Source organism: Paraneptunicella aestuarii, from assembly GCF_019900845.1.
GTDB lineage: Bacteria > Pseudomonadota > Gammaproteobacteria > Enterobacterales > Alteromonadaceae > Paraneptunicella > Paraneptunicella aestuarii.
In genome coordinates this window covers 3,904,567-3,919,320 of sequence record NZ_CP074570.1, presented here as the reverse complement: position 1 = coordinate 3,919,320, position 14,754 = coordinate 3,904,567, and the positions used below count along the sequence as shown (strand labels likewise).

The window sequence follows — 14,754 nt, the reverse complement described above, 5'->3', positions numbered from 1 at the left end:
AAGCTTGAAACAATTTGAATTGTTATTAGTGGTGCTTTATTAATGCCTTGAAAAGGCAAGAATAATTCCAATACTACAACAACATTAGAATTTGCCTAACAGAACACTATTTAATTGACAGGAAATAGTGTAGATATTGCTTATCTTGCTCATAGCCCAAGCTTTCATAAAGCGCTTGAGCGTTAACATTGTCGTGAGCTGTACTTAAGGATAATCCATTCGCTTGTTGACTTTGCGCATACTCTCTTGCCGTCTCCATTAATCTTCTGGCCACGCCTTTTTGTCGATAAGCTTCGTCTACATATAGATCATTTAATATAATGCTGCGCTTTGCTGATACTGAGGAAAAAGAAGGGTAAAGCTGTACAAACCCGCAAGCAGTTTTTTCACCATTAATATCAATGTAAGCGATAAAAATGGTCGAATCATTATTGGCTAGGCGCTGTTTAATGAATTCTCTAGACGCCTCTAGCTCAGGTAAGCCGTTATAGAATTCACGATAAAGCGCAAACAGAGGAGCCACATCGTTAAGATGTGAAATGTTTGCTTTGATTATTGTGATTGTATCATCGGCTTTATATTTCATCGTAAAATGAGCTACAAAAAAGTTGATTAATAACGAGTGAAAATATTCTACCAATATTAATCGCAAATGATCAAGTTTCATTAATTTAAAAACATTTTGCACCATTTTTGTGAGTTTTTAAGTGAATTTGGAATCTTGTTTTAAACTTTATAAGTAATTGTAAATAATGAATATTTTATCTTTTTTTATAGTCTTTTTATGGAATTTTTTCTATTGGATTTATCTAAATCTTCATCTAAAAAATAAAATACCCATAAAGGCTTAATCGTTAAAGTTTTTAATGGATTATGTCTTTTAAAGATGAATGTGAGTTCGTGTTTTTAATTTTTGTTTCGTTCTATATGGTGCGTATTTTCGTGTTTTTTTTGTTCTATTTATTTTGAATTGCATGTTAAATGTATTAGTAATACGTTTAAGTTAGGTGCTTGTTTGTATTACTTTTTGTTTATGTGTTAATTCGAGATTTTATGATTTTATTAAAAATTTACCATATGAATAAAAATTCAATAAAAATTTAATATTCAAGGCATAATTTTGACATCATAATGCATTAAACGGTCTGTTCTTTTGAAGGCGTGATGATTGCCTGGTATAAGAAGTCGGTGTTTTAGAGGAACTTGTAATACTTTTTAGTGTTGGGTGAGGGATTGCATCTGTTTATCTTGCGATGATGGAGGAGACCATATACACGCTCTAATATATTCATGTTCAGTATTTGCTTAAGAATATCTGATTTAATTTCAAATATAGGGAAATGATTTTGTCGTATAAATGAAGATCGATAACCGTTTATGTGAAATTATGAGGAGCTTTTTGATTTGCGCAGTGGCTTTTATGTGGATTGCGGGCGGTTTCTATTCCGCCCATAATTATTTCAAAAATATCAAATAATCCAATCTATCATCAATCACTGGAGATGATTAGTAATGATATTCAAGGTGAAGGTTTTATTCTTCTTTTAGGTCGAATTCTTTAACCAGCCATTCAGCCAGTTTAATCAGCTCGCCTGCCATTAATGCAAAGTCAGCATCGGCTCTGGCTGCCATTTCGTCCTTCGGAATATCATCATTTTCTTCACGCATAACGTCAGAGAATTTGATGCGTTTTACCGTGAGGTCTTCCTGTAGAATTGCTGTAAGGGTTTCTTTCCAGCTAAGAGCAACTTTATGCAATTGTTTGCCTGCTTCGATATGCGCTCGGATTTCATCGGCGAAAAGATCCTGATTTTTAACTCTAACGATGGAGCCGCTTTCTGTTGGATCTTTAAATTCGGCTTCTTCCAGTAGTTCAATGTCTCTTGGCCAACTGTCGGATGCTAACCAGTCTGTCAGTTCTTGTGCGATTGTGGTTCTGGCAAGTGGAACAACCGGAAGTGACCCCAGTGTTTTACGCAGCATGGCAAGGAAGGTTTCGGATTTGCCATCGGCTGCTGCATCAATTAACACAAAGTTGTGTTTAGGTGCGACAAAGCCGTGGATCACACTGTTTTTGGTGAACGCTTGGGGTAGCAATTTGTGTGTGATTTCCTGTTTCAGATCCTGTTTGGCTTTCTTGCCAACCGGGTTGCCTGTGTCAGATTCTATTTGAGCGACTTTCTCATCCAGTTCTGCGTTAATAACGGCAGCAGGTAGAATGCGTTCTTGCTTTTTCAGCGTAAACCAATAATTGCCATTGGCGGCATGAAACAGGCTTTCTCCCTGACCGAGAGGGTTTGTCCAGCCCATGCTTGCCAGTTCTTGAGAACCACAAGGACGAAATGCATTTTCTGTTAACAAGTCCTGTAGAGCTTCTTCATCAATCTTCAATTGCTCAGTTAGTCGATATAACTTGAGATTTTTAAACCACATTAAATTGCTTTCCTAACGAATATATTGACCGATCAATGCTTAATGTCGAAGCATTGCATGGTTGGGCTACGGTTAACCTATTTAAAATAAGGGGGCGAGGTTATCAGGATATAGAAGACCTCGCCAGCCTTTTGGTTTTTATAGAAGATGTTAAATCAAGTTGCTTCAGTTTCGGTGCTGACACGGTGATGCGGAAACTGAATTTTGTATTGTAGGCCGCTTCCTGGTTCACTTTCTACACTGATTTTACCGCCAAGTGTTTGGGTAACCAGGTTGTACATAATGTGAGTACCGAGGCCGCTTCCCCCTTTGTCGCGCTTAGTGGTAACGAAGGCATCAAAATGTTTATCCAGCATTTCCGGACTAAGACCACGACCATTGTCCTTATAGTCAATGTAAATCTGAGTGTCGTCATCACGGATGATAATGTTGATTTTTCCGGCATTAATATGTTCAAAACCGTGAATAAGGGAGTTCATGATCATGTTGGTAATGATCTGTGCAATGGCGCCGGGAGCACAATATACAATCATATTTTCTCGGCATTCAACATTGATTGTATGCTCTGTTTTCTTCAGTTTTGGAGCCAGAGACTGAATGATTTCTCGCAAGTAGTCCTTAATGTTAACGTCGCGCACCGCTTCACTGGTCTGGTCTACCGATACCTGTTTAAAACTGGCAATGAGATCAGACGCTCGATTCAGGTTGTTGAGCAGTAGTGAGGTGGTTTGATGTGCGTCATCCAGAAATGTCCCCATGCCTTTCTGCGTGAGTTTTTTCTCATCGAAGTCCAGGCGTAATCGCTTAAGTTTTTCTTCCAGAAAGCTCGCTGCGGTAACACTTACCCCAATCGGCGTATTCACGTCGTGAGCGATACCGGCAACCAGTCCGCCTAGTGACGCCATTCGTTCTGACTCAACCAGTTGATCCTGAGCCATTCTCAGGCTTTCCATTGAATCTGCCAGTTCTTTGTTTTTATCCAGTAATCTCTGTTCTATACGACGTCGGTTTTCGTTTTCCTTCTTTAAGGCCGATTGCTTTTCAATAAGCTCGTCACGCTGTTGTTCCAAATCCAGCATAATGCGGCTGAGCGTTGCTGTTTTGCGCGCGACCTCTTGTTCCAACATCAGGTTTTGTTCGTCGAGTTTGCGGTTGGCGTCGCGCAGTTCCATTTGAGCGCCTCCCAGCTTGCTCTGGAAATCAATCAAATCATCAACCAGCTTGTTGTAAGCATCTCGCAATACCATTAACTCGTTTTGATCTTTAATTTTGACCACCAAACGCGATTCTTCCAGACGTTCCAAATCAAACTCGTTCATTTGTCGGGTCATTTCACCAAGAGGGTCGGTGAGCATGGTGCGGAAGGCATTCAGGAACAGAAATACTAAAAATGCGGTTTTGAGAATGGCATTACCCACCAGAAAATAGACGCCAACCTGAATGCGCTCAAAAATAATGGCAAAGCTGGAATACAGGGTAACGTCGCCGACATTTGAGGTACGGCCTGAAAATTCAAAAATAAGCGGGAAGGTATAGCCGAATGTGCCGCCTTTATGCTCGTGCATGATGCCGCTGGAGACGGGGGCGATTTCCAATACTGAGGTTTTGCCCAGATTCGCGATATAACTGCCGTTTTCGTCTCGAATTTGAACCCCTTCTACGATCGGTAATTCTATGAGGCCGTCGGCAATGGATTGAGCTTGTGGAGTATTCAACTCCCAGATGGCACGGGTAAGGCTGGTGCTAAAGGTGTTTTTCAGCGTTTGCAGTTCGCCGATAATGTGATTTTTGGCGTTGAGATATTCGGTCAGTATTTGCCCAGCGGTGACAACGAGAGTCAGCACAAAATACACTGACAAAACGCGGGTAAGCAGCTTTCTGGACAACCCGGTTTTGACTTTGGTCATGAATTCCTACCTTATACTTGTTGTTCTTTAGCCTAACGCCTTGTTTTTATATTTTTGTTCGCTGTTTGCATAGACAGAACATAGCATACAGTGATTAATCATTATTTTGAATGAGGGCGTGTTTATCTTTGTTCATTTTTTATGTTGGAAATTGTCTATGGTGTAAATTTGTGAACAAAGAGAAACATGTCCCAAGCTTTTAATTCCTGGCTAAGAGGACTCGACGCTTGCTAATTCAAATGCTCTGGGCGATTTCTGTAACATCCTGATAATCCAAGCTATACTCCCTTGCATTGCTAAAAGCATGGCATGAAAACGGGCAAAGAACGCGAATCTTTTACTGATTTCATGAAATTGTCACAAAATAGACAAATAATTTCGTCCGATTTTTGGATAACTGGGTTTTCGAATGTCTAAACGTATTCTTGTTGTTGAAGATGAAGCGCCTATTAGAGACATGGTGAAGTTCGTGCTGGAACAATCCGACTATGACGTGATTGAAGCAGAGGACTTTGATGTTGGGTTACAGAAGGTAAAAGAACCCTATCCTGATTTGGTATTACTGGATTGGATGTTGCCGGGTGGCTCAGGTATTCAGCTTGCCAAAAAGTTAAAGCAGCATGAGCATACAAGGGATATTCCCATTATTATGCTGACCGCTCGTGGTGAAGAGGAAGATAAGGTTCGTGGCCTTGATGCTGGTGCAGATGATTACGTTACCAAGCCTTTTTCTCCGAAAGAACTGGTTGCGCGTATTAAAGCTGTGATGCGCAGAGCGTCACCGACATCGGCTGATGATGTGATCAATGTCAATGGCTTGATTCTGGATCCGGTTTCTCATCGAGTGTCTTCCAATGATAAAGACTTAAAGTTGGGGCCAACGGAGTTTAAGTTACTGCACTTTTTCATGACTCATATCGACCGTGTGTATAGCCGTGAACAGTTGCTGGATCACGTTTGGGGAACCAATGTTTACGTTGAAGACCGTACCGTGGATGTTCACATTCGTCGTTTACGTAAAGCGATTTCCGGTAATGGTCATGAAAATATGATCCAAACAGTTCGTGGCGCTGGCTATCGTTTTTCGGCTAAAATGTAGTGGTTTGGAACTTGCCTGTTATTTTTACCAAGCACTTAACTAAGCTCTTACAAAGCCCTGACCAAATGAATTGGCTTAATTAGAGACTGAAAGGATTGTTGTGATAGCTATTACATGCCACACAGTCGCCAAGAAAAGTGAGATGGTGAGACGGTGAGTTCCGGGATTAATAAACTGTTGTTCTCACCTGATGTTGTCTTACTCTTGCTGCCAATCGTCAGGAAGCGCCAAAGGGGTTTGAATTAGCCTGTGTACTACCCATTTTCCTGGTTTAAAAGTCTGGTAAAGCTGTCTTTGGTATTTCTGCTCGTTATGCTGGTTGGTGCGTATTTCGATCACGCATTATTGGCATGGGCAGGTTTCATGACCTCTCTGGTCGTTATTCATTACTGGAATTTGTTTAAACTTAATCAGTGGCTCTGGTATAGCAAGAAGATCACTCCCCCTACTGCGCGTGGAATACTGGGTAATATCTACGACGGCATTTACTATTCTCAGCGCAGAGCGCGAAACAAACGTAAACAGCTTGGGGTGCTTATTCGCCGCTTCAAAGAAGGTTCGGAAGCGTTGCCCGATGCTGTTGTTGTTGTGGATGCCGAAGGGCATATTTTCTGGTGTAACCGTTTGGCTCGGTTGGAATTAGGTTTGCGTTGGCCTGAAGATAGCGGGCGCAGACTCGACAACTTGATCCGCCATCCGGAATTTGTCAGTTTTTTTAATGCCGGTCGTTTTGATTATCCTATCGAAGTACCTTCACCGATTAACATGGACAAAATTCTTGAGTACCGGATCATGCCATATGGCGAGCAGCACTATTTATTGATTGCGCGTGATGTGACTCAATTGTCGCAACTGGAGCAAATGCGCAAAGACTTCGTGGCTAATGTTTCTCATGAATTACGCACGCCATTAACCGTATTGACCGGGTATCTGGAAATGTTCTCCATGGGAAAAGAGATCCCGCCTGAATTTTTGAAAAAAGCGCATGGGGAAATGGCGTCACAAGCCACCAGAATGCAAAATCTGGTGGAAGAGTTGTTAACCTTGTCTCGTATTGAAGCGAGTTCTGAACGTGTCTATGAAAAGTTGGTTGATGTGCCTGCGATATTGCGCACTATTGAGACCGAAGCGGCAACGTTGAACAAGGCTAAGGGGCATCAAATATCCTTTGAGATTGATAGCAACCTGTTGGTTTATGGTGTTGAAACCGAACTGCGCAGTGCGTTTTCCAATCTTATCTTTAATGCTATTCATTACACACCCAGCGGCGGTGATATCAAGGTTTACTGGAAAGCGAATGTGGCTGGTGCGCGTTTTTCTGTGAAAGATAATGGTGATGGTATTGCGCCTGAGCATTTGAGCCGATTAACCGAGCGCTTTTATCGTGTTGATAAAGCGCGTTCCCGTAAGACTGGAGGTTCGGGTCTGGGATTATCTATTGTGAAGCACGTTCTGTCGCATCATAATTCCAAGCTGGAAATTGCCAGTAGAGTGGGAGAAGGCAGTGAATTTTCATTTGGATTTACCAAAGATATGACAGCAAAAAGAGCTCTTCATGCGTAGCCTGATCTTTACTTGTCTATTGTTTCTCAGTGCTGGTAGCGCTGCTTATGAATATGAAAAACAGCCCGGCGTTGCCGGAACGATTACCATTGTCGGTTCTGACACCATGGCAAATCTTGTGGCACTCTGGTCTCAGCATTTCAAACAAATCTATCCTCATGTGAATGTGCAGATGCAAGCGATTGGGTCTGCTACGGCTCCAACTGCACTAACCGAAGGGGTTGCAAGCATTGGTTCAATGAGTCGTCAGCTTAAAGCCAGTGAAATCGAATATTTTCGTCGTAAATATGGCTATGCACCGACTGTATTAAAAGCTGCACTGGACGCCATTGTGCTATTTGTGCCTTTGGATAATCCTGTATCGGGCTTAAGCCTGGAAGATGTGGATGCGATTTTCTCTGTGACCCGTTACTGCGGAGGTTCTCGCAGCATTGATAACTGGATGCAGGTCACGGGAAATAGCACAGGAAAATCACTGCCAATAAAGCTGTATGGGCGTAACTCGGTATCGGGTACATATGGTTTGTTCAAACAAAAAGCGTTGTGTAAGGGCGATTTCAAAGTACGAGTGAATGAAATGCCCAGTTCGGCTTCCATTATCCAGTCGGTTGCCTATGCGCCAGGCGGTTTGGGCTATGCCGCTTTTGGTTATGCCTATTCAGGAGTGAAAGTATTGTCAATTGCGGGTGAAAGTGGTGTTTATATTCCTGCCAATGCAGAAAACATTGCGTCAGGAGATTACCCTCTGTCTCGTACTCTGTATCTGATCGTGAATAAAGCTCCAGATGAAGCCTTGCCTTTCATGACTCGTGAGTTTTTGTATTTTGTGATGTCTCAAACCGGACAGGCTTTGGTGAGCAAAGCCGGGTATGTTTCGGTATTGGATAAGGATATTCGTAGACAACTTTATTTGATAAAGGATTGAGCCATGTCCCTGCCGGGAAATTGGAAAAACTGGATTTTGCAGCAGCTATTGGCGGGGCAGCCCGCCATTAAATTGCTCAATACCCTGATGGAAAACGGATTTCAGTTTGAAGAATGTAAAGCATTATTAGGCAAGAACCTGCCTGATAATGTAAAGACTCCCTTTGATGAAGCGTTTTATCAAACGCTGTCCCGCCCTCGTTTTTTAACTGACGACCATATTCAGGTAGAGGATTTCTCCACACCTCAAATTCAATTGTATGGTTTGCCTGATTTGTTAACTGCATCAGAATGTGAAGATATTATTCGGATTGCTCAGGCTAATTTCCAGCCTTCAAAAATTAGTGCCAAGTCGGGTTACGAGGGTTTTCGCACTTCCACCACCTGTAACTTGTCATTCCTTAGTGATCCTGTTGTATCGCAAGTGGAAAGCAAAATCGTGCAAACCTTGCAGCTTGGTGTGGGTGAGAATGAAGTTATTCAGGCACAACGTTATCAGCAAGGCCAAGAGTTCAAACAGCATACCGATTATTTTGAGCCGGGCTCAGACGAATATCGTCAGCATGCGTCGCGAAGAGGTCAGCGCACCTGGACAGTGATGATTTACTTAAATGATGACTGTAAAGGTGGAGCAACAGAGTTTCTTAATGTGTCACGGAAGTTTCAGCCGACCCGCGGTTATGGGCTGGTATGGAACAATCTGTTGCCAAATGGTGTGCCCAATCCCGATACACTACATCAGGCTCACCCTGTAACTGCTGGCGAAAAGTTTGTGATCACCAAGTGGTTTCGCACTATTAATCAGTAGCTGTTCCGCTGTTGTTGAGTATTTATTAAATATTGCTAAGTCATTAGTTTAAAAGCGCAATTTTTCTTATTTTGAGCATTGAGCCGGTTTGTTTTTACGATAACTAATATCTTTTTCGGTTCTGATTCTCTCATTCATAACCTCTTGTTTCTGATAATAAATTTACCCTCAAGATGGAAAGCATTATTAAACATTTGTGACAGGAAATGGCTGTAACAAATATGTCACAGTTGTCCGCTAGTCTTGCGCCAGTTTTATTTATTACGCGAATTTCCAACTTCGGAGCACAACAATGGAACTTAAAGACTTGTTTAAAGTTTCTGCACTGGCAGCAGCTATCACACTCGTGGGCTGTGGCGGCGACATCAACATCAATGAAGGCAATGTTGATAACAGTGTTAACAATAGCAACAACACAACGAATAATGGTGGTTCAACTACCCCTACGACTCCAACTACACCAACTACTCCTCTTCCTGGTGAATTCAATGCAGGTTTGAGTCAGGCGGTTTCTGCTGCATTGGGTGAGTCTGTTGTTGTTCAAACTTTATCCGGTCGCATCACTTCAGATATAACTCTGACTAATGATGCTTTCTATGCGCTTTCTGGTCCTGTATTTGTGGGTAACGACAAAGCTGACAGCGCTACTCTGACAATTGAAGAAGGTACTGTTATCTTCGGCCAAAGCGGTAATGACTATCTGGTTGTTAGCCGTGATTCAAAAATTGAAGCAGCGGGTACGGCAAGCGCGCCTATCATCATGACTTCTTTGCAAGACGTTGTGGGTGAAACCACTGGCGCTGGTCAGTGGGGCGGTATGGTTATTCTTGGTAATGCTCCTTCTAACAAATGTCCTCAAGACGGTTCTGACTGCGCACTTCAAGTTGAAGGTGTAGAAGAAGGTGCGGTCTTTGGTGGTACTAACGAAGCTGACGATTCAGGTTCTTTAAAATACGTTGTTGTTAAGTTCGCGGGTTATGAAATCGCACCTGACAACGAATTGAACGGTGTAACCTTCGGTGGTGTTGGTTCAGGTACTGAAGTTGATTACTTGCAAGTTCACTCAAATGCTGACGACGGTGTTGAGTTCTTCGGTGGTAACGTTGAACTTAAGCACTTGGTATTAACTGGTAACCAGGACGACAGCGTAGACTGGGATAACGGCTACCGCGGTAAGATGCAGTACGTTTACATCGAGCATGACAAAAACTCTGGCGATGCAAACCGTGGTATCGAAGCTGACAACGATGGTTCTACTCCTGATAAAGATCCACAATCTAACCCAATGATTTCTAACTTGACCATCATTGGTAACAACTTCGACGGTGAAGATGACTCTGAAGGTGTTTATCTTCGTGAAGGTACGGGTGCTCAAATTTACAACATGGTTGTAACTGGCCCTTCTGAAATGGGTGAATGTCTGGAAGTTGAAAACTCTGACGAAAGCCAGGCTAACCTGAGCGATGGTACTATCACTATTACCAGTTCTGTAATGGCTTGTACTAACGGCGAAAACTTCAAGAGTGCTGCTGGCGCAGTGGATTTGGAAAACTGGTTCCTGAACACTCAAACAGGTAACAGCGTTTCTGAATCTGTTATGTTGTCTAACACGGGTGCCCCTATGGCTGGTTCTCCTCTGTTGGGTGCTGGTACAGACGCTTCTGCTGTTGACGGTTTCTTCGATGCAACTGACTTCATCGGTGCTGTAGGCACTAACGATTGGCGTCAAGGTTGGGCATTTGGCTTCGGTGGTGGTGAAATCACTGCTTCTGCTCCTGTAGCGGGTTGCCCTACTGGTACTACTGCGATTTCTCCAGTTGCTGGTACCACAACTTGCCAAATCTCTGGCCGTATTACTTCTGATTTGACCTTGACTGCGGGTAACTTGTACGCATTGTCTGGCCCTGTATTCGTGGGTGGTGACAACGCAGACAGCGCTACCTTGACTATCGAAGCGGGCGTTAAAGTATTCGGTCGTTCTGGTAACGATTACCTGGTGGTTAGCCGTGGTTCTAAAATCATGGCAGAAGGTACTGCTTCCAAACCAATCACTTTCACTTCCAGCCAGGATTTGTTAGGTGAAACTACTGGTGCTGGTCAATGGGGTGGTATGGTTCTTCTTGGTAACGCTCCTTCTAACAAGTGTCCTCAAGACGGTTCTGACTGTGCACTTCAAGTTGAAGGTGTAGAAGAAGGTGCGGTATTCGGTGGTACGAATACAGAAGATAACTCTGGTACGCTTCGCTATGTTGTTGTTAAGCACGCGGGCTATGAAATCGCCCCTGACAACGAATTGAACGGTATTACCTTCGGTGGTATCGGTTCTGGTACAACGGTTGAGTACATTCAGGTTCACCAAAACGCTGACGATGGTATCGAATTCTTCGGTGGTACAGTTAACCTGAAATATGTTGTATTAACTGGTAACCAGGACGACAGCGTAGACTGGGATAACGGTTATCAAGGTAAGATGCAATACGTATTGGTTAAGCACGCTGCTGACGATTCAGATGCTAACCGTGCAATCGAAGCTGACAACGATGGTTCTACACCAGACAAGCAGCCTCAATCTAACCCTTCAATTGCGAACATGACTATCATCGGTAACAACTTCGATGGTGAAGATGATTCTGAGGGTGTTTACTTGCGCGAAGGTACGGGTGCTCAGTTGGCTAACTTCGTTATCACTGGTCCTGCTGGTATGGGTGAATGCTTCGAAGTTGAAAACTCAACTGAAAGCCAATTGAACCTGGGTGATGGCACTATCACTATGACTAACTCGGTTATCGCTTGTGAAAACGGCGAGAACTTCAAGAATGCAGCTGGTGCAGTGGATTTGCAAAACTGGTTCCTGAACACTCAATCTGGTAACGCGGTAGCGGCTAGCCAGGCAGAGGTAGTAAATGGTATCTACACTATTTACAACGGTACTGCGAAGGACTTCTCCGGTGACACATTCTTCGACAATGTTGACTTCATCGGTGCAGTAGAAGAGTCAAACGACTGGACTGCTGGCTGGACTGTTGGTCTTGAGTAAACCTCAAACCGCTTTTTAAGAATAACGAAGTGCGTTGCCAAGGCAGCGCACTTCCTGTAAAAGGCGCGTGAAATTTTTGGTGGGATGTCGGTTGACGAACACCGTAACATGCGAACATCCCGAATTAACGATTTCAAATGAGGTAACGAATGACTATGCGTTCTAAAGCATATCCTCTGGCAAAAGTGACTTTAGCAGTCGTTGCCGCGATGAGCTTGCAGCCTGCATTAGCTCAGGAGCAAGAGGAAGAACAAACAATCGAGGAAGTGGTAGCTGTTGGTACACGTTTGAAAGGCAGTGCAACAGCAGTGCTACAGGAACGTAAAGAACAAGCGTTTGTTGCGGATATCCTGGGTGCTGAACAAATTTCTCGTACCGGTGACAGCGACGCAGCTTCTGCTTTACGTCGTGTAACCGGTTTGACCCTGGTTGATGGCAAATTCATTTATGTACGTGGTTTGGGTGAACGTTATTCCAGTACACAATTGAATGGTAGTTCTGTTCCTAGCCCGGATCCGACTCGCTCGGTTATCCCTCTGGATTTGTTTCCATCTGACATTATTGAAAGCCTGTCGGTACAAAAATCCTATTCCCCTTCCATGCCTGCGGCATTTGGTGGTGGTAACGTGGATATTCGTTTGAAGACGATCCCGACGGATTTTGTTTTCAATGGCAGTGTGAAAATTGGCGGTAACTCCGACAATTTCGACGATGCTTATCAATACAATGACGGCAGTAGCTTTCTTGGTAAAGATGATGGTTTGCGCGCAGCGCCAGCATCAATTCAGCAAGAATGGGACAGCTTGAATTTCTTTAAAAATATCACTGCCAATGAAGCGCGTGATTTTGTTAAAGACTTAAATCGAGATTATGACCCTTATCTGGATAGCGTAGATCCTGACTATGGATTTACTTTCGCTTTGGGTAATAACTTCGATTACAACGAAGATTTTCGCTTAGGCTTTTTAGCGACTGTTGGCTATGACAATAGCTGGGATGTGTCGGAAGAGTTTTTGGGTGAACAAGCTTCTCGTGATGGCGACAACGTCCGTTTTGTACGTTTCTTCGATGACGTACAAACCACTGAGCATTCCATTAAATGGTCGGGCATGATGAACTTCGGTATTGATTACAGACGTAATCACCGCATTGATTTCAGTTCCATCGTATTGAATGACACCAGCGACCGTTTAAAAGAAAAGCAAGGTCAAAGTAACAACATCTTGCTTGAAGATGGTCAGCGTATCCGTGAATTTGATGTGTTATATGAAGAGCGTAAGCTGTTTGTTAACCAAATCAAAGGTATGCATACCTTCCCTGAGCTTGGCTTCCTTGGTGTTGACTGGCGCTATTCTTTGGGGCGTTCAAGCCGTAACGCTCCAGGTGGTTTATCTGCACGTTTTATTCTTGAAGACGACAACGAAGATGGATTGTTTGATTTGGTCAATGAAAGTGGCCTGAGCAACAGTACCACTTCAGCTCGTTATCAATTCCAGGACTTGCATGACCGCGTAGAAAACTATGGCTGGAATGTGAACTACCCACTGACTTTGGGGCGTTGGGAAATGGAATTTAAAGCGGGTGGTGATTTTGTCACTAAATCCCGTTATGCCACCAACCGTCGTTTTGATATCAGCGGTCGTGGTTTTGCTAATTCATCAGATCTGGAAGGTTCTTTGTTATCCGATATCTTAAGTGATTCGTCACTGGATGCGGCAGAGTTATCAAACAATGAATTGTTGATCCGTAATACAACAATTGGCGGTGATGATTATGCATCGGGTCTGAAAATTGATGCTTATTATTTTGAAGCTGACATGTTCTTCAATAATACATGGCGTTTTAGCGGTGGTGTGAGATGGGAAGACTACCGTCAAGCGGTTACCCCGTTCAACCCGTTGACCAACAAGTTTGATGTTCCAGACGGTTATGGTTTGCAGGATCTGGTATTCCAGGAAGATGATTTATATCCTTCATTGGCAGTGACTTACACCTTAACCCCTGAAATGCAATTGCGTTTCAGCTATGGTGCAACCGTTGTTCGTCCTGATATTCGTGAAGTATCACCTTCAACCTACATCGATCCTCTTACGGATTATCCAATTCAGGGTACGCCGGGCTTAAGAACCACCAAAATGGATAACTTCGATATTCGTTGGGAATGGTATATGGATAATGGCGACAACCTATCTGTTGCTGCATTCTACAAGGATATGGATTCACCGATTGAAGCGGTTCAATCACCTGCACAGGATGGCCCTCCTCTGATCCGTATTGCCAACGCTGAAACTGGCAAGGTTTACGGTATGGAAGTGGAATTCCTGAAAGGATTGGAGTTTATTGGTGACGGTATTTGGGACAATATGTTCTTCAGTGGAAACTTGACCTTAAGTGATTCAGAAGTGGTTATGGATGGTCAAAACATTGTTGAACAAACCCGTGTTTCTGCGGCTGTGACTAATTTGACTCGCCGATTGACAGGTCATTCCAAATATGTGGTTAACTTTAACTTGGGTTACGACTCGGATGATGGCAACCACTCAGCATCGTTAGTGTATAACGTGTTTGGTGAGCGTATTATTATTCCGGGTATCGACGGGTTTGATGATAACTACGAGCAACCATTCCACTCATTGGATTTGGTGTACACCTACTACCCGGATTTCAACAGCACAGTGAAATTCAAAGTGCAAAACCTTCTTGATGAAACCAAGGAAATGCAATTTGAAGATGTTCTGTTCAGATCTGAAACTAAAGGTATTGGCTTTAGCTTGTCGTATAAGCGCGAATTCTAAAGTTTAATTGTTATTTGAGTTCAAAAGCCGCCCAGTTGAAGGGGCGGCTTTTGTTGTTTTGGATGACAAACAATGTTACAGCCGTTTTAAGAAAAAACGAATGCGTCACTTTTGCTACCATTTGTCATAAATCCCAAGTTATAACGACTTCTACCTGCCTTTATCCGTGTATATCTCCTGCCTCTGCT

General features: G+C 43.2%; 9 protein-coding genes. 6 read left to right on the top strand and 3 right to left on the bottom strand.

The genetic code is table 11. The annotated features are described in order from the left end of the window. Positions 1-106: 106 nt before the first annotated feature. The 3 genes from KIH87_RS15070 to KIH87_RS15060 all read right to left on the bottom strand — a co-directional run bounded on the left by KIH87_RS15070 (position 107) and on the right by KIH87_RS15060 (position 4,340). Positions 107-667, bottom strand: a complete 561-nt coding sequence (locus KIH87_RS15070) for a GNAT family N-acetyltransferase (RefSeq protein WP_232358675.1) — start codon at positions 665-667, stop codon at positions 107-109. Positions 668-1,533: 866 nt separating this feature from the next. Then, complete coding sequence (gene rdgC / locus KIH87_RS15065) at positions 1,534-2,433, bottom strand: recombination-associated protein RdgC (protein WP_232358674.1); 900 nt, start codon at positions 2,431-2,433, stop codon at positions 1,534-1,536. Between the two features lie 155 nt (positions 2,434-2,588). Next, on the bottom strand, positions 2,589-4,340 hold the full coding sequence (locus KIH87_RS15060; protein ID WP_232358673.1) for a sensor histidine kinase: 1,752 nt from the start codon (positions 4,338-4,340) through the stop codon (positions 2,589-2,591). 409 nt (positions 4,341-4,749) lie between these two features. On the opposite strand from KIH87_RS15060, the gene phoB reads away from it, so the two are divergent. The 6 genes from phoB (at position 4,750) to KIH87_RS15030 (ending at position 14,566) form a co-directional block, all read left to right on the top strand. Further along, a complete protein-coding gene (gene phoB, locus KIH87_RS15055; RefSeq protein WP_232358672.1) occupies positions 4,750-5,439 on the top strand; it encodes a phosphate regulon transcriptional regulator PhoB in 690 nt (229 codons plus the stop codon). 249 nt (positions 5,440-5,688) lie between these two features. Beyond that, positions 5,689-7,002 (top strand): phosphate regulon sensor histidine kinase PhoR, encoded by a 1,314-nt coding sequence (gene phoR / locus KIH87_RS15050; RefSeq protein WP_232358671.1) that lies wholly within the window; start codon positions 5,689-5,691, stop codon positions 7,000-7,002. Then, entirely contained in the window at positions 6,995-7,927 is a 933-nt protein-coding gene (locus KIH87_RS15045; RefSeq protein ID WP_232358670.1) for a PstS family phosphate ABC transporter substrate-binding protein, read from the top strand. Before phoR ends, KIH87_RS15045 begins: the two co-directional genes overlap by 8 nt. A 3-nt stretch (positions 7,928-7,930) precedes the next feature. Then, a complete protein-coding gene (locus KIH87_RS15040; RefSeq protein ID WP_232358669.1) occupies positions 7,931-8,734 on the top strand; it encodes a 2OG-Fe(II) oxygenase in 804 nt (267 codons plus the stop codon). A gap of 292 nt (positions 8,735-9,026) precedes the next feature. Then, complete coding sequence (locus KIH87_RS15035) at positions 9,027-11,771, top strand: hypothetical protein (protein WP_232358668.1); 2,745 nt, start codon at positions 9,027-9,029, stop codon at positions 11,769-11,771. Between the two features lie 149 nt (positions 11,772-11,920). After that, positions 11,921-14,566: a TonB-dependent receptor domain-containing protein gene (locus KIH87_RS15030; RefSeq protein WP_232358667.1), complete on the top strand. Its 2,646-nt coding sequence runs from the start codon at positions 11,921-11,923 to the stop codon at positions 14,564-14,566. Positions 14,567-14,754 lie beyond the last annotated feature (188 nt).